This window comes from Kitasatospora sp. NPDC058032 (assembly GCF_042885845.1).
Lineage (GTDB): Bacteria > Actinomycetota > Actinomycetes > Streptomycetales > Streptomycetaceae > Kitasatospora.
The window spans coordinates 137,614-158,412 of the sequence record NZ_JBHVRK010000013.1 but is presented as its reverse complement, the minus strand read 5'-3'; the positions used below and the strand labels follow the sequence as shown (position 1 = coordinate 158,412).

Annotated in this window: 14 protein-coding genes; 5 read left to right on the top strand and 9 right to left on the bottom strand. The window is 74.3% G+C overall.

Annotated elements, in window-relative coordinates; all coding sequences use genetic code 11:
* Positions 1-207: 207 nt before the first annotated feature.
* On the top strand, positions 208-1,785 hold the full coding sequence (locus ACFVUH_RS21845; RefSeq protein ID WP_387914984.1) for a Re/Si-specific NAD(P)(+) transhydrogenase subunit alpha: 1,578 nt from the start codon (positions 208-210) through the stop codon (positions 1,783-1,785).
* A 6-nt stretch (positions 1,786-1,791) separates the two neighbouring features.
* The gene (gene pntB / locus ACFVUH_RS21840) at positions 1,792-3,249 is read left to right on the top strand and encodes a Re/Si-specific NAD(P)(+) transhydrogenase subunit beta (RefSeq protein WP_387914983.1); all 1,458 of its coding nucleotides are present in this window, start codon (positions 1,792-1,794) and stop codon (positions 3,247-3,249) included.
* A gap of 78 nt (positions 3,250-3,327) precedes the next feature.
* Here the strand turns inward: pntB and ACFVUH_RS21835 are convergent, their stop codons facing one another.
* From ACFVUH_RS21835 to ACFVUH_RS21795, 9 genes are all read right to left on the bottom strand, one after another.
* Positions 3,328-4,029 carry a DUF3152 domain-containing protein gene (locus ACFVUH_RS21835; RefSeq protein WP_387914982.1) on the bottom strand — a complete coding sequence of 234 codons (702 nt, stop codon included), beginning with the start codon at positions 4,027-4,029 and terminating at the stop codon, positions 3,328-3,330.
* A gap of 162 nt (positions 4,030-4,191) precedes the next feature.
* Positions 4,192-4,929 carry a class I SAM-dependent methyltransferase gene (locus ACFVUH_RS21830; RefSeq protein WP_387914981.1) on the bottom strand — a complete coding sequence of 246 codons (738 nt, stop codon included), beginning with the start codon at positions 4,927-4,929 and terminating at the stop codon, positions 4,192-4,194.
* Between the two features lie 92 nt (positions 4,930-5,021).
* Complete coding sequence (locus tag ACFVUH_RS21825) at positions 5,022-6,056, bottom strand: substrate-binding domain-containing protein (protein WP_387914980.1); 1,035 nt, start codon at positions 6,054-6,056, stop codon at positions 5,022-5,024.
* 225 nt (positions 6,057-6,281) lie between these two features.
* The gene (locus tag ACFVUH_RS21820; RefSeq protein ID WP_387914979.1) at positions 6,282-7,325 is read right to left on the bottom strand and encodes an NAD(P)-dependent alcohol dehydrogenase; all 1,044 of its coding nucleotides are present in this window, start codon (positions 7,323-7,325) and stop codon (positions 6,282-6,284) included.
* A gap of 208 nt (positions 7,326-7,533) precedes the next feature.
* A complete protein-coding gene (locus tag ACFVUH_RS21815; protein ID WP_387914978.1) occupies positions 7,534-8,217 on the bottom strand; it encodes a pyridoxamine 5'-phosphate oxidase family protein in 684 nt (227 codons plus the stop codon).
* Positions 8,218-8,369: 152 nt separating this feature from the next.
* Positions 8,370-10,370: an NHL repeat-containing protein gene (locus ACFVUH_RS21810; RefSeq protein ID WP_387914977.1), complete on the bottom strand. Its 2,001-nt coding sequence runs from the start codon at positions 10,368-10,370 to the stop codon at positions 8,370-8,372.
* A 172-nt stretch (positions 10,371-10,542) separates the two neighbouring features.
* Positions 10,543-12,009 (bottom strand): hypothetical protein, encoded by a 1,467-nt coding sequence (locus ACFVUH_RS21805; protein ID WP_387914976.1) that lies wholly within the window; start codon positions 12,007-12,009, stop codon positions 10,543-10,545.
* Between the two features lie 50 nt (positions 12,010-12,059).
* Positions 12,060-13,316 (bottom strand): MFS transporter, encoded by a 1,257-nt coding sequence (locus tag ACFVUH_RS21800; protein ID WP_387914975.1) that lies wholly within the window; start codon positions 13,314-13,316, stop codon positions 12,060-12,062.
* Positions 13,317-13,540: 224 nt separating this feature from the next.
* On the bottom strand, positions 13,541-14,305 hold the full coding sequence (locus ACFVUH_RS21795; protein ID WP_387914974.1) for an HPF/RaiA family ribosome-associated protein: 765 nt from the start codon (positions 14,303-14,305) through the stop codon (positions 13,541-13,543).
* A gap of 356 nt (positions 14,306-14,661) precedes the next feature.
* Here ACFVUH_RS21795 and ACFVUH_RS21790 point away from each other — a divergent pair, with 356 nt between their 5' ends.
* The 3 genes from ACFVUH_RS21790 to pflB all read left to right on the top strand — a co-directional run bounded on the left by ACFVUH_RS21790 (position 14,662) and on the right by pflB (position 20,692).
* Entirely contained in the window at positions 14,662-15,534 is an 873-nt protein-coding gene (locus ACFVUH_RS21790) for a universal stress protein (protein ID WP_387914973.1), read from the top strand.
* Positions 15,535-15,696: 162 nt separating this feature from the next.
* Positions 15,697-18,345, top strand: coding sequence for a bifunctional acetaldehyde-CoA/alcohol dehydrogenase (gene adhE, locus ACFVUH_RS21785; RefSeq protein WP_387914972.1), 2,649 nt, complete (start codon positions 15,697-15,699; stop codon positions 18,343-18,345).
* A 46-nt stretch (positions 18,346-18,391) separates the two neighbouring features.
* Positions 18,392-20,692 (top strand): formate C-acetyltransferase, encoded by a 2,301-nt coding sequence (gene pflB / locus ACFVUH_RS21780; RefSeq protein ID WP_387914971.1) that lies wholly within the window; start codon positions 18,392-18,394, stop codon positions 20,690-20,692.
* Positions 20,693-20,799: the final 107 nt, after the last annotated feature.

The following is a 20,799-nucleotide window of genomic DNA, read 5'->3' as shown; positions in this document are numbered from 1 at the left end:
CGGCTCCGCCCCCGCGGCCCCGATTCCACTCCACGACCTCCCCGACCCGCCCGACCTGCCGGACCTGATCCGGTGAAGCCCGTCACGGCCACGCCCCGTCGCCTCACGGGGCCGTGACGGGTAGGTTCCTGCCTCCAAGGGCGCGAGACTCCCCGCAACAGGCGGATCCCGCCGTCGGCGGTTCCTCCGATCAGAGAGGCACGAGTGATGACTGCACAGGGCTCCACGCACCACCCACCCCAGCGCGTCGGCGTGGTCGCCGAGTCGACCACCGGGGAGACCCGGGTCGCCGCGACACCGTCGACGGTCCGGGGCATCCTGGCCCTCGGCTACCGGGTCGTGGTCGAGTCCGGGGCGGGGACGGCCTCCGGGTTCACCGACGAGGCCTACACCGAGGCCGGCGCGGAGACCGGCGACGCCTGGGCGGCCGACGTCGTCCTCAAGGTCAACGCCCCCTCGACCGCCGAGCTCGCCCGGCTGCGCGACGGCGCGACCCTGATCGGCCTGCTCGCCCCGGCGCAGCGGCCCGAGCTGCTGGCGGAGCTGGCGGCACGCCCGGTCACCGCGCTCGCGCTGGACGCGGTGCCGCGGATCTCGCGCGCCCAGTCGATGGACGTGCTCAGCTCGATGGCGAACATCGCCGGGTACCGGGCGGTGATCGAGGCCGCCCATGTGTTCGGACGGTTCTTCACCGGCCAGGTGACGGCCGCCGGCAAGGTCCCCCCGGCCAAGGTGCTGGTGGCGGGAGCCGGCGTGGCCGGACTCGCGGCGATCGGCGCCGCCTCCAGTCTGGGCGCCGTCGTCCGGGCGACCGACCCGCGGCCCGAGGTCGCCGACCAGGTCAGGTCACTCGGCGGCGAGTACCTCGCGGTGGACGTCGCCCAGGAGGCGAGCACCGACGGCTACGCCAGGGCGACCTCGGCCGACTACGACCGCGCGGCGGCCGAGCTCTACCACGCGCAGGCACGGGACGTGGACATCGTGGTCACCACCGCGCTGATCCCCGGCCGGCCGGCGCCGCGGCTGCTCACGGCGGCGGACGTGGCGGCGATGAAGCCGGGCAGCGTCATCGTCGACATGGCCGCCGCCCAGGGCGGCAACGTCGAGGGCACGGTGGCCGGCCGGACGGTGGTCACCGGCAACGGCGTCACCATCGTCGGCTACACCGACCTCGCCTCCCGGCTGCCGGCCCAGGCCTCGCAGCTGTTCGGCACCAACCTGGCGAACCTGCTGAAGCTGCTGACCCCCGGCAAGGACGGGCGGCTGGTGCTGGACTTCGAGGACGTCGTGCAGCGGGCCGTGACGGTGGCCCGGGCGGGCGAGGTCACCTGGCCGCCGCCGCCCGTCGCCGTCTCCGCCGCCCCCTCCCCCGCGGCGGTTCCCGCCGACCCGGCCGGGGCCTCGGCCGAGCCGCAGCGGCCCCGGCTCACCCCGGCCGCCCGGTTCGGCCTGATCGGCGCCGGAATGCTGGCGATGTTCCTGCTGGTCGGCTTCGCCCCGGCCCAACTCGCCGAGAACTTCACGGTGTTCGCTCTCGCCGTGGTGATCGGCTACTACGTGATCGGCAAGGTGCACCACGCCCTGCACACCCCCCTGATGTCGGTGACCAACGCGATCTCCGGGATCGTGGTGATCGGCGCCCTGCTGCAGATCGGGCACGAGCGCACGCTGGTCACCGTGCTGTCCTTCATCGCGATCCTGCTGACCAGCGTCAACATCTTCGGCGGCTTCGCCGTCACCCGCCGCATGCTGAGCATGTTCTCGACCTCCCCCGAAAGGCGCTGAGCCCCGATGACCACCACAACGGCGGCCCACGCCGCGGACCTGGTCGCCGCCCTGCTGTTCATCCTCAGCCTGGCCGGGCTCTCCCAGCACCGCACCTCCCGGGCCGGGGTCGTCTACGGCATCGCCGGGATGGCCCTCGCCCTGGTCGCCACCATCGTGGTGGCGGCGCAGAGCATCACCGCCGGCGCCGTCGCCCTGATCGTCATCGCGATGGCGCTGGGCGGCGCGATCGGCCTGTGGCGGGCCCGGCAGGTCGAGATGACCCAGATGCCGGAGCTGATCGCGGTGCTGCACAGCTTCGTCGGCCTCGCGGCGGTGCTGGTCGGCTGGAACAGCTACCTGGAGGTGGAGGCGAACGGCGCGGCCCAGAGCGCCGTCTCCGGCGACCTGCTGGGCATCCACCACGCCGAGGTGTTCATCGGCATCTTCATCGGCGCGGTCACCTTCACCGGCTCGATCGTCGCCTTCCTCAAGCTGTCCGCCCGGATCGCCTCGCGCCCGCTGACACTGCCCGGCAAGAACGCGCTGAACCTGGGCGCGCTGGCCGGTTTCGTGGCGCTGACGGTCTGGTTCACGGTCAGCCCGGGCCTCGGCCTGATGATCGCGGTGACGGTGCTCGCCCTCGCGCTGGGCTGGCACCTGGTCGCCTCGATCGGCGGCGGCGACATGCCCGTGGTCGTCTCCATGCTGAACAGCTACTCCGGCTGGGCCGCCGCGGCCGCCGGCTTCCTGCTCGACACCAACCTGCTGATCGTCACCGGCGCGCTGGTCGGCTCCTCGGGTGCCTACCTGTCGTACATCATGTGCCGGGCGATGAACCGTTCCTTCCTGTCGGTGATCGCGGGCGGCTTCGGCATCGAGGCCCCGTCCGGCGGCGGCGAGGAGCAGGGCGAGCACCGGGAGGTCCGCGCCGAGGAGGTGGCCAGGGAGCTGGCGCTGGCCAAGTCGGTCGTGATCACCCCCGGCTACGGCATGGCGGTCGCCCAGGCGCAGCACCCGGTCGCGGAGCTGACCCGGCGGCTGCGCGAGCGCGGCGTGGAGGTGCGGTTCGGCGTCCACCCGGTCGCCGGGCGGCTGCCCGGCCACATGAACGTGCTGCTGGCCGAGGCGAAGGTGCCCTACGACATCGTCCTGGAGATGGACGAGATCAACGACGACTTCGCCGCCACCGGCGTGGTCCTCGTCATCGGCGCCAACGACACCGTCAACCCGGCCGCGATGGACGACCCGGCCAGTCCGATCGCGGGCATGCCGGTGCTGCGGGTCTGGGAGGCGGAGCAGGTGGTCGTGTTCAAGCGGTCGATGGCCTCCGGCTACGCGGGGGTGCAGAACCCGCTGTTCTTCCGGGAGAACAGCGGGATGCTCTTCGGCGACGCCAAGCAGAGCGTGGAGGACATCCTGCGCGCCCTGGACGCCGAGCTGCCGCAGGGCACGGCCCAGGCCGCCCACCGGGCCGGGGTGTAGGAGGCGGCGGACGGTCCGCCGGGCGGGGAGCCGGCCCGGCGGGCCGCCGCGGCGGTCACGGCCGGGGCGCGGCGGCCGTCACGGCTGGGGCGCGGCCGGCGGGAGCTGCGGACCGGTGAGCAGGGTGCCGTCCTCGGCGTACGGCCGGCCGTTCGGCACGCAGCCGTGCAGTCCCTTGATCTGCTGCATCATCACCGGTGCGGGCGCCCCCGCGCCGGGGCAGTCGACGTGGCCCTGGCCGAGGATGTGCCCGACCTCGTGGTTGACGGCGAGGGCGTGGTACTCCTCGGGCTGTCCGACGTAGAACTCCGAAAGCTCGTTCCAGCGCTTGAGGTTGATGACGACCTGGCGGTTGGCCGCGCAGTTCACCCAGCCGCCGGTGTCCAGCCCGTACTGGCCGCAGATCCGGTCGGTGGACGCCGGGGTGGCCAGGTAGACGGTGAAGTCCACCGGGTCGGCGGCCACCCGCTGGAACGACCAGGTGCCGCCCGCCGACCAGCCGCGCCGCACGTCGCCGAGGACCTGGTCCACCTCGGCGGCGAATCGGTCCGGGCTGATCCTGAGCCCGTCCTCCGCCCGCACCTTGTAGCGGTACAGCTTCTCGCCGGTCCCGAAGCGGGCGGAGCCGCCGGCGGCCGTGGTGAACGCCAGGGGCTTCGGTCCGTCGTCGGCCCACGGCTGCCACCAGAGCAGGCCCGCCGTCACGGCGGCCACCACCGCGAGCGCCACTGCCGCGTACCCCGTGCGCCCGCCGGGGACGCCGAGGCCGGGGGCCCTCACCCGGACCGCCGGGCGAGGGCGCCGGCTATCGCGGCGCGGTCGGGCGGCGCGGCGGTGCGAACCGGTGGGACGGGCAGCAGAACGGTCATGTCAGGAGAGACGTCTCCCGGCCCCCGCCCGGTTCACCTGCCTCGGTTCACTGGGCACCGCTCACCGGACCGCTCAGGACGGCCGGGCGCCGTCCGGGGCGAGCGCCGCCCAGTGCGCGGGCAGCTCGATCCGCTCACCGGTGGAGGTGAACTCCGTGGTGGACAGCGGGAGTTCGCCGGAGGCCAGGACGCTCAGCCCGGCCGTGCGGAGCAGGTCACCGAAGGCCGCGTCGGCGACCTCGGCGGGCGCCAGGCCGTGGGCGAACACCGGGCGCAGCTTCGGCGGCGGGCCCGCCGGGTCGCGGGCGAGATCGCCCAGGACGTGCTTGGCCGCCTCGGACAGCTCGACCACGAAGGCCCGGCCGTGCGCGCCGAGCAGTGCGGCGACGGCCTCGGCGACCGGACCGCGGTCGGCCGGCTCACTCTGGTGGATCACGCCGCGCAGGTACACGTTGGCGTCGCCGAGGCGTTGGTGCAGCTCCCGGACGGCAGCCCGGTCGGTGGCGTCCAGCTGGACGTACGCCGCCCGCTCCGCCGGGTCCGAGCGCCGGGCGAGTTCCACGGCGGCGGCGGACAGGTCGGCGCCGACGGCGCGGGTGAAGCGGCCCGCGAGGAAGCGGGTCTGGGTGCCGTTGCCGCAGCCCAGGTCGACCACCGGCAGCGCCGGGTCGGCCAGGAACGGCTCGAACAGCGCGAGGTGGCGTTCGGCGGTGAGGGCCGGGTCCGCGTCCCAGATCACCGACCCCTGTTCCGCGGGCGCGGCGCGCCAGAAGCCGTCCCAGGAGTCCCGGTACCGGTTGGTCACGCTCATCAGGGCCTCCCGAAGGTCACGCGGAGTACCCCCAGTGTACCGCTCGGTGGCCGGCCCGGATGCGGACTCCGGGCCGGCGCGGGGCGGGGCCGTCAGATGTCGACGGCGACGCCGCAGTCCGGGATCGGCGAGAAGCCGCGGGCCTCGATCGAGGCCGGGCGCAGACAGATCCAGCCCTTCGGACCGAAAACGCCGACCAGTGCCTCGGCGTGGGCGTCGGAACCGTTGAACTCGGCGGTGCGGACGATGTGCCACAGCTGCCGGCCGTACGGCGAGGTGAGCAGCGACGGGTTGATGACCTGCCGCCCGGGCGAGAGCACGACGGGTGGAATCCCGTCCACGCTGCGCACTCTCAGCGGCCCGGGCGACACCTCGGGTGTGCGGTGGCCCTTGTACGCCTGGTCGATGTAGATGCCGACCGAGTAGGGGATCACCACGTTGACGTCGTCGAGCAACGGGTCGGTGCCGCGGTTCTCGAACTGGATGTCACTGAAATTGACACAGAGACCCGGCGTCACCGCCACACCTCCTCCCAACACCTTCAGGAGGGCGATGCTGACGTCAGCGCCCCGCTGCGGCAGGAAGGGCTTGATGACGGCGTTCACCCCACCGATCTGGGCCCAGTTCGTGATGGTGCACTCGTAGATGCCCTTGAGCTGGGCGGTCGTCAGGTTGTTGGGCGCGTTGCCGCCGGACTTGGCTGCCCAGGTGACGGCGTCCTTGGCGAACGGCAGGAAGCTGTACCCCGTGGGGTCGCCGGGCAGCGGGGTGCGTGCGGAGCGGGCGTAGTCCACCGTCGCACTGGTGGACTCGGCCAGTGCGCGGAATCCGTAGCCGGAGCCGTTGGGCCGGACGATGGACGTCGCACCGTCCTTGGGCACGATCGGGCTCGAACCCTTGGCGTCCCAGCCGTAGAGCCGCGGCTGCCCTGCCGGTGCGGCCGCGTTGTACTCGGCGGAGGTCTGGTTCATGAACCCTTCGGTGAGGACCGCCCCGACCCCCACCAGATCGGTGGCGGCCGGCACGACACCCGGCGGCGGGTCGGCCACGGCGGCGGGCGCCACCGCCCCGGCCACGCAGACGGCGGCGACCGCACACGTCGCCACGCGGGCAGCGAAAGAGCGCATCGAGGATCCCTCCCGGTGTGGACCCGTCCGGCCCGACCGGCCGGCGGTGCGCCCATGATGTCCACCGCCCTCGGGCCGGACAATCCTCGATCGTCGCCAACTGCATTGCACAAGAGGCCAGTTGGGTGCCTCCATCAGCCCGGATCGCCGATCGGCCGACGGGCGGGCGCCAACTGTTCTTCCCCCGGCCACCCGCCGCGACCGCGGACCGGCGGGACAGCGGGGTCACAGCGTGGCGGTGTCGATCACGAAGCGGAAGCGGACGTCGCCGGCGACGACCCGGTCGTAGGCCTCGTTGATCCGGCCCACGCCGATCAGCTCGACCTCGGCCGCCACCCCGTGTGCGGCGCAGAAGTCCAGCATCTCCTGCGTCTCGGCGATGCCGCCGATGCTGGAGGTGCTCAGGCTGCGGCGCCCGCCGTTCAGCGCGCGGAGGTCGAGGAGCACCGGCTCCTCGGGAAGGCCGACGCTGACCAGCGCGCCGTCGGTGCGCAGCAGCCCGAGGTGGGCGGCGAAGTCGAGCGGGGCGGAGACGGTGTTCAGGACGAGGTCGAAGCGGCCCGCGAGCTCCTCGAAGGTCGCCGGGTCCGCGGTGGCGCGGTAGTCGACGGCGCCGAGCCGCAGGCCGTCGTCCTTCTTGCGCAGGGACCGGGACAGCACGGTGACCTCGGCGCCGAGCGCGTGCCCGATCCGCACCGCCACGTGGCCGAGCCCGCCGAGGCCGACAACGGCGACCCTCCGGCCCGGCCCGGTGTTCCAGTGCCGCAGCGGCGAGTAGGTGGTGATGCCCGCGCACAGCAGCGGCGCGGCCGTCTCCAGCGGCAGGGCGTCCGGGATGCGCACGACGAAGTGCTCGTCGACGACGATCTCCTGCGCATAGCCGCCGTAGGTGCGCTGCCCGTCCCGGCCGACGGCGTTGTACGTCCAGACGGGGCCCTCGGCGCAGTACTGCTCCAGGCCGGCCCGGCAGTTCTCGCAGACCCGGCAGCTTTCGACCATGCAGCCGACGCCCACCCGGTCCCCGGGGCGGTGGGCCGTCACGCCGGGGCCGGTCTCGGTGACGATGCCGGTGATCTCGTGGCCGGGGACCATCGGGAACAGCGCCGTGCCCCAGCCCTCGCGCGCCTGGTGGACGTCGGAGTGGCAGATGCCGACGAACGTGATGGCGATCCGCACGTCGAACTCGCGCACGTCGCGGCGTTCGACGGTCGCGGGCCCCAGTGGGGCCTTGGCGGCGGGCGCGGCGTAGGCGGAGACGGTGGTGGTCACGGCGGTTCGCTCCCTTCCCTTCTCGGTCCGGCGGACACGGCGACGCCGCCCGGGGCGGCGGGGCGGGTGGGCCGCGCCGACACGCCGAAGGAACCCCGCCCTTCCATGGTCGCGGAGCGCGCCGGGGTGAACCACTTCAGCGGGTGCTCCCGACGGCACGAGGGCTCGGGCGGCGGGCGGCGGGCGGCGGGCGTCAGGCGGCGGCGGCTCAGCCGGCGCCGAGGCGGCGGCCGGTCACCTCGTCCGGGGTGATCCGCACCCAGAGCGGGCGGTCGCCGCCCGCCCAGGGCGTCGCGCCGGGCAGCCGGGACAGCCGCTGCTCCTCCTCGGGGTCGTCGACGTGGTGCGCCGAGCCGAGCATCAGCACGCTCCAGCCCTCGCTCAGCCGGTCGTCGATGTGGTCGACCTGGAAGGAGAGCGGCGAACCGTCCTCCGCCGCCGCGGAGCCGTGCGGCGTGGTGTGGTAGACGATCGTCCGGCCGTCGACGGCGTAGTTCACCGGGTAGACGGTCGGCGCCGGGGAGCCGGGAAGGCCCACCCGGCCGACCCCGTGGGTGCCCACCAGGAACCAGCACTCCGGCTCGGAGAGGTGCAGCAGCAGCGGCCGCGGCGTCCCCGGTACCGGCTGCGACTGCCCCGGCGGAGCGTCCGACCGGCCCTCCAGCAGCTCCGCCCAGGTCATCCTGAGCGCGGCCGCGATCCGGACGAACCCGGCCGGGTCGAAGGCCGGGCCCGCCGCCAGCAGGTACCGGAGGTAGGCGGGCGACATCGCCGCCTGGTGGGCCAGGGTCAGGTCGTCGATGCACAGCTCGTCGCGGCGCTCGACGATCCGGCGGGCCACGTCGGTGGGGTCGGCCCGCCGGACGGCTTCGAGGTCGGGGGCGCGGTTCACAGGTCGGCTCCTCGGCTCACGGTCTCCTCGTTCCGCTCTCCCGTCCGGCACTCCCCCCTGGCAGGATCCCCGGCCCGGGCCCGGACGGCGCGGGGCGTGGGCCGTTCGGCCCTGCCCCGGCACCGACCGGCACCCCACCGGTGCCCACCCGGTCACGACCGTCCGGGCCCGCCGAGCCTCGGGACCGGGACGGGGGCGGCGGCCCCCACCAGGACGACGAGCTCATGGCCGCCGGGGTTGCTCTGCACGGGGACGGTGCGCCAGTTGTTGGCCAGCCAGACGTTGCCCGAGGGGTCGATCTGCAGGCCGGTGTTCCGCTCCAGCCCGTCGCTCGGGTAGCCCGTGTCGGGCGGGGAGATCGGCTGGCCGGTGCGGAAGCCGGGCGGGCAGGCGGTGAGGTCGGTGCCGCACAGCCGGGCGACCCGGTGGCCGCCGAAGTTCGCCACCCAGACCGTGTCCTCCCCGTCGACGGCGACGCCCCACGGCAGGAACAGCCCGCCGTTGCTGAAGGGCTCCGGGGCCGGGGTGCCGTCGGCCCCGATCAGGGTGACCGAGGCACCCGGGCGCGGGCCGCTGTCGCCGCCGACGGCGGCGGCGGCCAGCTCGTCCGCCGTGCTGCCCCCGCACGGGACCGGCAGGATGCCGCTGTTGCTGACCCAGGCGTTGCCCCGGCTGTCGGTGGCCACGGCGAGCGGACGGCGCAGACCGCCGCCGGTGACGGTCAGCTCCGGGGCGCCGTCGGGGGCCAGCACCTGGACGCTGTCGCTGCCGTTGCCGGTGACCCAGAGCCGTCCGGCGGGGTCGGTGGCGGCGCCGAAGGGCTTGTGCAGCCCGGGGGTGGGAACCTCCTCGGCGCGGGTGGCGTCGCCGTCCGGGATCCTGGTCACGCTGTCGCCGCCGCAGTTGGCGACCCAGACGGTGCCGGCCCGGTCGGCGGCCATGCCCTGCGGCTGGACGATGCCGCCCCGCCGCCAGCCGTCGGGCGGCGACAGCGGGGTGCCGTCCGGGGCGAACCGGGAGACGCTGCGCTCCAGCGGGGTCGGATCGATCGGGCAGCCCGACCCCTGGAAGCCGAAGTTGCCGACCCAGGCGCTGCCCCGGGCGTCGACGGTGATGCCGAAGCCGGCGCCGTAGAGGCCGCCGCCGTGGAAGGGCGCACCGGGTGCGTCCCGGCCGGTGGGGGTGAACTTGAGCACCGTGCGCCCGCCGCAGACCGGGACGGCGGGGTCGGCGCCGTAGCGGTAGTTGTTGCTGACCCAGGCGTTGCCCTCCCGGTCGAAGGCGAGGTTGCCGGGGCCGTCGAGTTCCTGGCCGTTGCCCGCGTAGCGCAGGGCCACGGTCCAGGCAGCCGGGGCGGCGGACAGCGCGGGGAGGTAGCTCGGGGTGGTGGCGGCCAGGTCGTAGAGGGCGGCGGCGTTGTGGCCGGGGTCGTGGGCGATGTCCACGGCGGCCCGCAGGGTGTCGCGGGGCCGTTCCCGGCCGGGGCGGCGGGCCAGGTCGAACAGCTGGTCGCAGGCGCCGCCGGTGACGCAGGCGGCGAGCAGGTTGGCGAGGGTGTTGAACTCGGCCAGGGTGGAGGTCCGGTCGCCGTTGGGCGGGTCGGCGAGCGTCGCCGCGATCCCGCCGGTCCCGGTGTCGGCCAGGTTGTGCGCGACGCCGGCCGCGTTCCCCAGACCGGGCTCGGTGCCGGCGATGCCGGCCGGGCCGGTGAAGCGGGCCAGCGCGTAGGCGACGGCGACGGTGGTGCGCTCGTTGACGACGAGTTCGGGCGGGGCCTCGGCTCCGCTCAGCGCGGCGGCGAGCACCACCGGGCCGTCCTGCCCGTGGTCCGCGCCCCGCTCCCGGGCGCGCGGCAGGTCGGCGAGGACGTAGAGCACGGCGCGCGGGTCGTCCGGGCGGCGGTAGTCGAGGTCGAACCGCCCGTCCTCCCCGCTGCGGGCCCGGGCCAGTACCGTCGGCGCGGCACCTTCCCCCTCCCCCGCCCGGTAGAGCGTCACCTCGGCTCCCCCGAGCGGGGTGTCGCCGCTGCGCACCACCCCGCACTGCTCGGCCGGCTCCCCCGCGCGGGGCACGGAGCTCACCGCGTGGGACGGCCCGGCGGCGAGCTGGGCCAGGAGGGCGGCGGTCAGCAGGACGCCACGGCGTCGGCGCATGGCAGGGCTCCGTTCGGTCGCAGGAGGTCACTCGGGAAGCGGCCGGCCGCTCCGCCCCCGCGACGAGCACGGGTGTGGGGCCGCCGCCCTCCTGCCTGCCACATCCCCGGCCCGCCCGCGCGCGACCGGCCGCAGGACCCGACCGAAATTGCCCGGGACGGCCGAGGCGCCGTCAGCCCAGGTCCAGATCGAGCGCGTGCTCCTCCACGGCGAGATAGGTGTCGCGCGTCGCCGCCTCCAGGAATCCCTCCGCCGCGGGCACCACCACCCGGGGGGACACGTCCGCGAGCTGCGCCCAGGACTCCGCGCGGCCCCGGGAGAACCCGCGGCGGACCGCGCCGCGACGGATTCCCCCCTCCCGGTCCCGGCCCTCCTGGAGGGCCTCCGCCCGTTCGCGGGTCCGGCGCTCGCTCTGCGCCTCCGTGCCCCACCCGGCCGCCTGCCGAACGGTCGGCAGCACGTCGTCGACGGCGGAGGCCAGCCGCCGGTCCTCCCGGGCGAGCTCCCGGCAGGCCCCGAAGAGGCGGCGGGACATGCCGAGCATCAGATCGGTGCCGGGCAGCCGCCCCACCAGCATGTCCACCCCCTGGCGCCGCCCGATCGCGTCCACCGTGGCACCGCCGCCCAGCTCCCGACGCAGGGCCGCCGTCCCCTCGTCGCCCTCCAGCAGCGTGACCAGTCCGCTCCGCCGACGCGCGGGGCCGGGCTGCGGGCTGCCGACCGCCACCGCCCGCAGACCGTCCCGGGGTATCGACACCAGGGCGAGGTAGGTCAGCATCCTCGCCTGGGCGAGGCCGAGGAGCGCCTCGTCGTCGTCCTGCACCAGGTCCTCGTCGAGGTCCGCCGCCGCACCACCGGTGGGCGGGCCGTCAGGGACGGACGGCTCGTCCTCGACGTCGATCATCATGAAGAGGCGCTTCTCCAGGCTGGTGCCGCAGAGGACCTTCCGGTGGGGCGCGGTCATCAGGGCGCCGACGTCCAGCTGGCGGGCGCCCTTCCGCCGGCTCCGGTCGGGGAGCCACCTGCCGCCCTTCGCCTCGACCAGCCACAGCTCCGCGGACGACGGGTGCGTGCCGAACAGGTCGGGCAGGCTCCTGGTGGTCCTCCACTGCGGCGCGGCCCCGGGCGGGGCGGCGCTCTCCGCGTGCGTCGTGGGGCCGAGACCCATCAGGCTCCGGCAGGCCCACTCCGCCATCGTCATGCCCACGTGGTACCCGAAGGCCGACCGCATGGAGCCCTCGGTGCCGTGCGTGTAGACCACGCTGGGCACGATCTCCGTACCGGCGCCGCCGGGCGCCGGAGACGTCGTCCGCTGCCGGGCCAGATAGGCCCCCAGCGGGTGGCGCCGCGCCATGATCTCCCGGCGCGCCAGGCGGGGCACCGCCACCAGCCACGGCGCGATGTCCCGGCCGACGGTGGTCGCCGCGTCCAGCAGGTCCCGCCAGGTCGTGGTCACCAGGTAGGCGCCGTCCGGCGGCACGGCTCCCGGCGACGGCCACGGCTCCTTCACCTGCGCCACGACGACGGGCTTCGGGCGCTTGACCGGCTCCAACGGCGCACTGCGGCGCACGAAGACGGGGACGTCGAAGGAATCGGGCGCCGACACCACCGCGTCGACGGCCCCGGCAGGAGGCAGCATGGCGTCACTCTGTCACGGGCCTGCGACAGCCTCGACGACGGCCCTTGGGCTCACCGGCTCTTCGCGGTGGCGGCGATGGCGGGGAGGACGGCGAGCGCGAGCAGGCCGCCGGCCAGGGAGAGGACGGCGTAGCCGCCGGTGGAGACCACGAGGCCGGAGGCCAGGCCGCCGGTCGCGCCCGCGACGGCGATGGCGACGTCCACCGTGCCCTGGGTCCTGGCGCGGGTGGCCAGCGGTGCGGCGTCGGTGATCATCGCGGTGCCGGAGACCAGGCCGAGGTTCCAGCCGAGGCCGAGCAGGGCGAGCGCGAGGGCCAGCAGGCCGACGGAGTCGGCGGGGGCGGCGGCGGCGAAGAGGCCGGCGGTGAGCAGGGTGAGGCCGGAGGCGGCGGCGACGGCGGTCGGGCCGTGCCGGTCGACCAGCCGGCCGGTCAGCGGGGAGGGCAGGTACATGGAGCCGACGTGGACGGCGATGACGAGGCCGGAGGCGCCGGTCCCGTGGCCGTGGTCGTGCATGTGGACGGGCGTCATCGTCATGATCGCGACCATGACGAGCTGGGTGAGGATCATCGTCAGCGCGCCCAGCAGCAGCACCGGACGGCGCGCCTGCTCCGGCCCGGAAGCGGCGACCACCCCGGATGCTTGCGCGCGCTCCTCGCGCTGCAGCGCACGGGCGAGCAGCAGCGGGTCGGGGCGCAGCCAGCCGGCGAGGACGAGGGCCGCCAGGGCGTAGGCGGCGCCGGCGAGGAGGAACGGTCCGGCGAGGGCGGGGAGGCCGAGGTGGCCGGCGAGGGTTCCGGTGGGGGCGGCGAGGTTGGGGCCGACGACGCCGCCGAGCGTGGTGGCGACCAGGACGGTGGAGACGGCGCGGGCGCGGTGGGCGGGCGCGGCCAGGTCGGCGCCCGCGTAGCGGGCCTGGAGGTTGGTGGCCGTGCCGGCGCCGTAGACGAACAGGGCGATGAACAGCAGGACGGGGTTGTCGAGCGCGGCGGCGGCGATGACACCGGCGCTGCCGACGGCGCCGGTCAGGTAGCCCGCGGCCAGGCCCGGGCGGCGGCCCCTGGCCTGGGAGACGCGGCCGACCGCGACCGCGGCGAGGGCCGATCCGGCGGTGAACAGCGCGCTGGGCAGCCCGGCGAGGTCGGTGGAGCCGAGCATGTCCTGGGCGAGCAGGGCGCCGACGGTGATGCCGGCGGCCAGGCCGGCGCCGCTGAGGATCTGGCTGGTGACCAGGACGGTGAGGACGCGGCGCTGCGCCTCGGAGCGGGTGGGTATGCCGGTGGGGGCGGCCGGGCCGGTGCTGGTCACGGGGTGGTTCTGCCTTCGGGTGCGACGGTGGGGCTGCCGCCCGGCGTGGGCGGGGTCGCCGCCGGGCAGCCCCCACCGTAGGCCGCCCGCCGCGGAGCGCGGTAGAGGATCATGGCCAAGGGAGCCATAAGCAACGGCTATGGCCCGACCCGCCCCACAACGCGCCCGCGGCCCGGTACCACGCGTCCGTGGGACCGGGCCGTCGGGTGCGGGACGGGGGCCGCTCAGTCGCGGACGGGGGTGATCAGCCCGTAGTGGCCGTCGTAGCGGTGGTAGAGGACGTTCCCGCGCCCGGTGGCCGTGTCGGTGAAGAAGACGAACGGCAGGCCGGACAGGTCGAGGCGCTCCGCCGCGCCGTCCGTCGTCAACTCCGGTACGGCGGCCGGGCTGACCGTCAGTCCGGGGACGGGCTCGGCGGTGGCGCCGGCCGAGGCGAGCCGGTGGGTGCCGGTGCGGGCGTCGCGGTAGACCACGCTGTCGGCGCCGCTCCCGGCGTCCGTGAACAGATGGAAGGCGTAGTCCATCGCCTCCAGGTCGAGCACGGCGGCCCAGGCGCTCTGCCGGGCCAGGCCGTAGGTCTTGTGCCGGACGATCCGCCGGTCCTCGGCCGCCCGTTCGACGTGCTGCGGGCTGTGCTCCTCGCCGCCGCGGCCGACCCAGGCGCCGGTGTGGTGGCGCTGGCGCACCTTTGCGAGCTTGGTGCCCAGGCGGTCCTGGAGCCGGTCGACGGCCTCCTGCATGGTGGCGGCCGCGACCTGGGCCCGGACCGGCCGGCCGTTCAGGTCCACGACGGCCTGGGCGACGGACGGACGGACCACCGAGTGGTGCGGCTCCTGGATCAACTTCACCCGTACCGCGAGGACCGGCTCGTGGATCCGGCGGAGCACGGCCTCGACCTTCGCCCGGGCGTAGTCGGGCGCGGCCAGCGAGACGGCGCCACGGGTGGCCACGGTGATCTCGACGGCGGGCGGGCTCTGGAGCTGGGTCATCGGAACGTCCTTTCCTGAAGGAGCCGGGACGTGAACACACCGACCGTGTCGCCGTGTTCACGGAACCGATCCTCCGGGGGCGGGCGCCGGGGAGGCAGGGCCGGAGGACCCCCTCGTGGCCGCCACCGGTCCCGGTGCGGACAGCCCGAGGGTCCCGGGTGGCCCGTGCGGGTCGGTCGCCGCCCCGTGACCACGGGTGGGACGGCCCGAACGGCGCACCCGCCCCGGGACCTTCGGCGGCCGGATGGGGCTGCTCGGGCCCTGGGGCCGGGCACCCGGCGGGCGGGACGCTGGTGGTCGGACGGGGCCGCGCACACCGGTGACGCGGACCGCCGAGGACCGGGGAGGTCGCGGACATGACGCACAACGTGACGGTGGGCATCGACGGTTCGGCGCCGAGCGCGGCCGCGGCCGAGTGGGCCGCCCGGGAGGCCGGCCGGCTCGGGCTCCCGCTGCGGATGATCCACGTGGCGGGGACCGAGGCCGACGCCCTGGAACGCGACCTGGGCGGCGGGGCCGCGCTGCCCGGGCGGGTGGCCGACATCTGCGACAGGGTCGCCGCCGAGCTGCCCGAACTGGACGTCACCTGCGAGGTGCAGCCCGGGCATCCGGCGTTCACCCTCGCCGCCGCGAGCGGGCGGGCCGAACTGCTGGTGCTGGGGTCGCGCGGCCTCGGCGGCTTCACCGGGCTGCTGATCGGCTCGGTCGGGCTGCGGACGGCCGGCCGCTCCCTGTGCCCGGTCGTCCTGGTCCGCAGCGAGGCGGACGGGCACGACGCGCTGGACGGCGACGCGGCCGGCGACGTCGTGGTGGGCGTGGAGAGCGACCGGCCGGCCGACGCCGTCCTGGAGTTCGCCTTCCGGTACGCCGCCGACCACGGCGTCGGCCTGCGGGCGGTGGAGAGCCGGACCACCTCCCACGACACCTACACGACCCGGGCCCCGGTCGAGCAGGCGGAGATCCGGGAGGCGATGGCCGCCGCCGAGCAGCTGCGGCTGGAGGACGCGCTGGCCGTCCGGCGGGAGAAGTACCCGCAGGTCCGGACGGCGGCCGAGGTGTGCCCCTGGAGCGCGGGCCGGGCGCTGGTGGAGGCCTCCCGCGGCGCCTCCCTGGTGGTGCTCGGCCGGCGGACGGCCAAGCACCCGCTGACCGGCCCTCACCTCGGCCCGGTCGCCCAGTCGGTGCTGCACCACGCGCACGCCCCGGTCGCGGTGGTCCCGCACGACTGAGTCCCGCTGTCCCGGCGGGACCAACCACCCGCCACCGCAGGGACCTTCGGACCCCGAACGGGGTCCCGTTGGACGGATGTCCGCCGGACCCCGCGCAGGGAACCTGGAATCGAAGGCGCCCACGGCGCCGATGTCGGACGATGACCTGAAAGGCAGTCCAGCATGTCGACCCGCCCGAAGCACGACGTGAAGCCGTCGCCCACGAGCGAGCTCCCCGCCCCACCCGTCAGCGTCGACGGGCTGGTCGCCGCCGCCCTCATCGCCCTGGAGGAGTACGCCTCCTTCACCCAGGAGCAGATCGACCACATCGTCAAGAAGGCCTCGCTGGCCGCCCTGGCCCGGCACACCGGACTCGCCGCCCTGGCGGTGGAGGAGACCGGCCGGGGCCTGTTCGAGGACAAGGCCGTCAAGAACGTCTTCGCCTGCGAGAACGTCACCCATGTGATGGCCCGCACCAAGACCGTCGGGGTGGTGCGCCGGGACGAGATCGACGGCATCGTGGAGATCGCCGAACCGGTCGGCGTGGTCGCGGGCATCACCCCGGTCACCAACCCCACCTCCACCACGATCTTCAAGGCGCTGCTCGCGCTGAAGACCCGCAACCCGATCGTCTTCTCCTTCCACCCGGCGGCGCAGCGCTGCTCCGCCGAGGCGGCCCGGATCGTCCGCGACGCGGCGGTGGCGGCCGGGGCGCCGGCGCACTGCGTGCAGTGGATCGAGGAGCCGTCGATGGCGGCCACCGACGCGCTGATGCGCCACCCGGGGGTCGCGACGATCCTCGCCACCGGCGGCAACGGCATGGTGCGGGCCGCGTACAGCTGCGGCAAGCCCGCGCTGGGCGTGGGCGCGGGCAACGTGCCGGCGTACGTCGAGCGCAGCGCGGACCTGCGGCGGGCGGTGAACGACATCGTGCTGTCGAAGACCTTCGACAACGGCATGATCTGCGCCTCCGAGCAGGCGGTGATCCTGGACGCGGAGATCCGCGACGCCGCACTGGCGGAGTTCCGCAAGCTGAAGGCGCACCACGCGAGCGCCGAGGAGAAGGCGCTGCTGGAGCGGTACCTGTTCGGCGTCGGTGACGGGGTGTCCTGCGCGGGCGCCAAGCTGAACGCCGAGGTGGTGGGCCGCACCGCCGCCGAGATCGCGACGGCGGCCGGCTTCGAGGTGCCGGCCGACACCTCGGTGATCCTGGCCGACTGCGAGCGGGTCGGCCCGGACGAGCCGCTGACCCGGGAGAAGCTCTGCCCGGTGCTCGCCGTGCTGACCGCCGCCTCCCGCCGGGAGGGTGTCGAACTGGCGGCCGCCATGGTGGAGTTCGACGGGCTCGGGCACTCGGCCGCGGTGCACACCGAGGACGCGGCGTTCACCGAGGAGTTCGGGCACGCGGTCAAGGCCTGCCGGATCATCTGGAACGCGCCCAGTTCGCAGGGCGGCATCGGCGACGTCTACAACGCGTTCACGCCCTCGCTGACGCTGGGCTGCGGCAGCTACGGGCACAACTCGGTGGCGGGCAACGTCTCGGCCCTGAACCTGGTGAACATCAAGCGGATCGGGCGACGGAACACCAACATGCAGTGGTTCAAGGTCCCGCCGAAGATCTTCTTCGAGCGCAACTCCGTCAAGTACCTGGCGAGCATGCCGAACGCGCGCCGGATCGTGGTGGTCACCGACCACACCATGGTGGCGATCGGCCACCTGGAGCGGATCCGGGCCGTGCTGGACCGGCGCCGGGAGCCGGTCGAGGTCCGGGTCGTCGACTACGTCGAACCCAACCCGAGCATCGACACGGTGCGCCGCGGCGCGGAGCTGATGCGGGAGTTCGAGCCGGACACCGTCATCGCGCTCGGCGGCGGCTCGCCGATGGACGCGGCCAAGGTGATGTGGCTGATGTACGAGCACCCGGAGGTGGAGTTCGCGGACCTCAAGGAGAAGTTCTTCGACATCCGCAAGCGCGCCTTCACCTTCCCCGACCTGGGCGAGAAGGCCAAGCTGGTGTGCATCCCGACCACCTCGGGCACCGGCAGCGAGGTCACCCCGTTCGCGGTGATCACCGACACCGCCACCGGCCAGAAGTACCCGCTCGCCGACTACGCGCTGACCCCGACCGTGGCGATCGTCGACCCGGCGCTCACCACCCGGCTGCCGGCCGACGTCACCGCCGACACCGGCTTCGACGCCCTCACCCACTGCATCGAGACCTATGTCTCGGTCTACGCCAACGACTTCACCGACGGCCTGGCCCTGCAGGGCGTGCGGCTGATCTTCGAGAACCTGGAGCGGGCGGTCACCGCCGGCGCGGACGACCCGCGGGCCCGGGAGCGGATGCACAACGCCGGGACGATCGCCGGCATGGCCTTCGGCTCGGCCTTCCTGGGCGCCGTGCACGCCATGGCGCACACCCTGGGCGCCACCTTCCACGTCGCCCACGGGCGGACCAACGCGCTGCTGCTGCCGCACGTGATCCGCTGGAACGGCTCGGCCCCGGCGAAGGTGACCGGCTGGCCCAAGTACCAGAGCTACCAGGCCCCGGAGCGCTACCAGGACATCGCCCGGATGCTGGGCCTGCCGGCCGCGACCCCGGAGCAGGGCGTCGAGTCGCTGGCGGCGGCGGTGGAGGAGCTGCGCGACCGGGTCGGCATCCCGCGCTGCTTCAAGGACGCGGGCGTCGACGAGGAGGCCTTCCTGGCGGCCCTGCCGCAGCAGGCGATGAACGCGTACGAGGACCAGTGCGCCCCCGCCAACCCCCGGATGCCGCTGCTCGCCGACCTGCAGCGGATGATGCGCCAGGCCTACTACGGCGACCGGGCCTGAAGACCGAGTGCCGGACAGCCGAGAGCCTGAGAAGGGACACCCCGAGATGACCACCTCGCAGCAGACCCAGACCCGGACCCAGTCGCAGCCGCGGACCGTCCCCGCCCCGGCCGGAGCCTGGGACGGCTTCGCGGACGGCCCCTGGCAGGACCGCGTCGACGTGCGCGACTTCGTCCAGCGCAACTACACCCCGTACGAGGGCGACGCCGCCTTCCTGGCCGGCCCCACCGAGCGGACCCTGGCGGTCTGGGGGCGGATCACCGAGCGCTTCCCCGAGGAGCGCGCCAAGGGCGTGTACGACGTCGCGCACGACATCCCCTCCACCATCACCGCGCACCGGCCCGGCTGGATCGACCGGGACCGCGAGCTGATCGTCGGCCTGCAGACCGACGCCCCGCTCAAGCGCGCGATCATGCCCTACGGCGGCTGGCGGATGGTCGCGGGCGCGCTGAAGACCTACGGCTACCCGGTCGACCCCGGGCTGGAGAAGGTCTTCACCGAGTACCGCAAGACCCACAACGCCGGGGTGTTCGACGCCTACACCCCGCAGATCCGGGCCGCCCGCAAGGCCGGCGTCGTCACCGGTCTGCCCGACGCCTACGGCCGCGGCCGGATCATCGGCGACTACCGCCGGGTCGCGCTCTACGGCGTGGACCGGCTGGTCGCCGCGAAGCTCGCCGAGAAGGCCGAGCTGGACGCCGCGCCCACCGACCCGGCGCGGGTGGAGGAGGTGATCCGCGGACGCGAGGAACTCGCCGAGCAGATCAGGGCGCTGCACGAGCTCAAGGAGATGGCCTCGGCCTACGGGTACGACATCTCCGGCCCGGCCGCCACTGCCCGGGAGGCGGTGCAGTGGCTGTACTTCGCCTACCTGGCGGCGGTGAAGGAGCAGAACGGCGCGGCGATGTCGCTCGGCCGCACCTCCACCTTCCTGGACGTCTACCTGCAGCGCGACCTCGGCGCCGGGCTGCTGACCGAGGAGGCGGCGCAGGAGCTGATCGACGACTTCGTCATCAAGCTGCGGATCGTCCGCTTCCTGCGCACCCCCGAGTACGACGAGCTGTTCTCCGGCGACCCGACCTGGGTCACCGAGTCGATCGGCGGCATGGGCGAGGACGGCCGCACGCTGGTCACCCGGACGTCCTTCCGCTACCTGCAGACGCTGTACAACCTCGGCCCGGCGCCCGAGCCGAACCTGACCGTCTTCTGGTCGCCGCAACTGCCCCGCGGCTTCAAGGAGTTCTGCGCCCGGGTGTCGATCGACACCTCCTCGGTGCAGTACGAGTCGGACGAGCTGATGCGCCCGCGCTTCGGGGACGACACCGCCATCGCCTGCTGCGTCTCCGCGATGGCGGTCGGCAAGCAGATGCAGTTCTTCGGCGCCCGGGTCAACCTCGCCAAGACGCTGCTCTACGCGATCAACGGCGGCCGGGACGAGAAGTCGGGCGAGCAGATCGGCCCCGACACCGGCGCGATCACCTCGGAGGTGCTCGACTACGACGAGGTGCTGGCGCGCTTCGACGAGCAGATGGAGTGGCTGGCCGGGACGTACGTCCACGCGCTCAACGTCATCCACTACATGCACGACAAGTACGCCTACGAGCGCCTGGAGATGGCGCTGCACGACCGGGACGTGCGACGCACCATGGCCTGCGGCATCGCCGGCCTCGCGGTCGCGGCGGACTCGCTGTCCGCGATCAGGTACGCGAAGGTCACCCCGGTGCGCGACGCGACCGGGCTGGTCACCGACTACCGGATCGAGGGCGAGTACCCGGCGTACGGCAACAACGACGACCGCGCGGACTCGATCGCGGTGCACCTGGTCGAGGAGTTCATGCGCAAGGTGCGCAAGCACCCCACCTACCGGGGCGCCGAGCACACCCAGTCCGTGCTCACCATCACCTCGAACGTGGTGTACGGCAGGAAGACCGGCAACACCCCGGACGGCCGCCGGGCCGGCGAGCCGTTCTCCCCCGGCGCCAACCCGATGAACGGCCGCGACCGCCACGGCTACGTCGCCAGCGCCCTGTCGGTCGCCAAGCTCCCGTACGCGGACGCCGAGGACGGCATCTCGCTGACCCACACCGTCGCCCCGAACGGGCTCGGCCGCACGGCCGAGGAGCGGATCGACAACCTGGTCGGCGTGCTGGACGGCTACACCGCGGTCGGCGGCTTCCACATGAACGTCAACGTCCTGAACCGGGACACCCTGCTGGACGCCATGGCGCACCCGGAGAAGTACCCGCAGCTGACCATCCGGGTCAGCGGCTACGCGGTCAACTTCGTCCGGCTCACCCGCGAGCAGCAGCTCGACGTCATCGGCCGGACCTTCCACGACGCGCTGTAGGGCGTGTCCCCGCGCCGTCGGCACCCCCCGCCCGGGGTGCCGACCGCCCACCCACCGACAAAAACCCCACCAACGCGCAAAGAGACCACCAATGACGACCACGCCCC

Excerpts from the sequence above, each read along its gene's own strand:
- ACFVUH_RS21830 (WP_387914981.1), bottom strand. The coding sequence starts at position 4,929 with ATGAGCGTGACCAACCGGTACCGGGACTCCTGGGACGGCTTCTGGCGC.
- adhE (WP_387914972.1), top strand. The coding sequence starts at position 15,697 with ATGTCGACCCGCCCGAAGCACGACGTGAAGCCGTCGCCCACGAGCGAG.
- ACFVUH_RS21790 (WP_387914973.1), top strand. The coding sequence starts at position 14,662 with ATGACGCACAACGTGACGGTGGGCATCGACGGTTCGGCGCCGAGCGCG.
- pntB (WP_387914983.1), top strand. The coding sequence starts at position 1,792 with ATGACCACCACAACGGCGGCCCACGCCGCGGACCTGGTCGCCGCCCTG.
- ACFVUH_RS21825 (WP_387914980.1), bottom strand. The coding sequence starts at position 6,056 with ATGCGCTCTTTCGCTGCCCGCGTGGCGACGTGTGCGGTCGCCGCCGTC.
- ACFVUH_RS21810 (WP_387914977.1), bottom strand. The coding sequence starts at position 10,370 with ATGCGCCGACGCCGTGGCGTCCTGCTGACCGCCGCCCTCCTGGCCCAG.
- ACFVUH_RS21805 (WP_387914976.1), bottom strand. The coding sequence starts at position 12,009 with ATGCTGCCTCCTGCCGGGGCCGTCGACGCGGTGGTGTCGGCGCCCGAT.
- pflB (WP_387914971.1), top strand. The coding sequence starts at position 18,392 with ATGACCACCTCGCAGCAGACCCAGACCCGGACCCAGTCGCAGCCGCGG.
- ACFVUH_RS21845 (WP_387914984.1), top strand. The coding sequence starts at position 208 with ATGACTGCACAGGGCTCCACGCACCACCCACCCCAGCGCGTCGGCGTG.
- ACFVUH_RS21795 (WP_387914974.1), bottom strand. The coding sequence starts at position 14,305 with ATGACCCAGCTCCAGAGCCCGCCCGCCGTCGAGATCACCGTGGCCACC.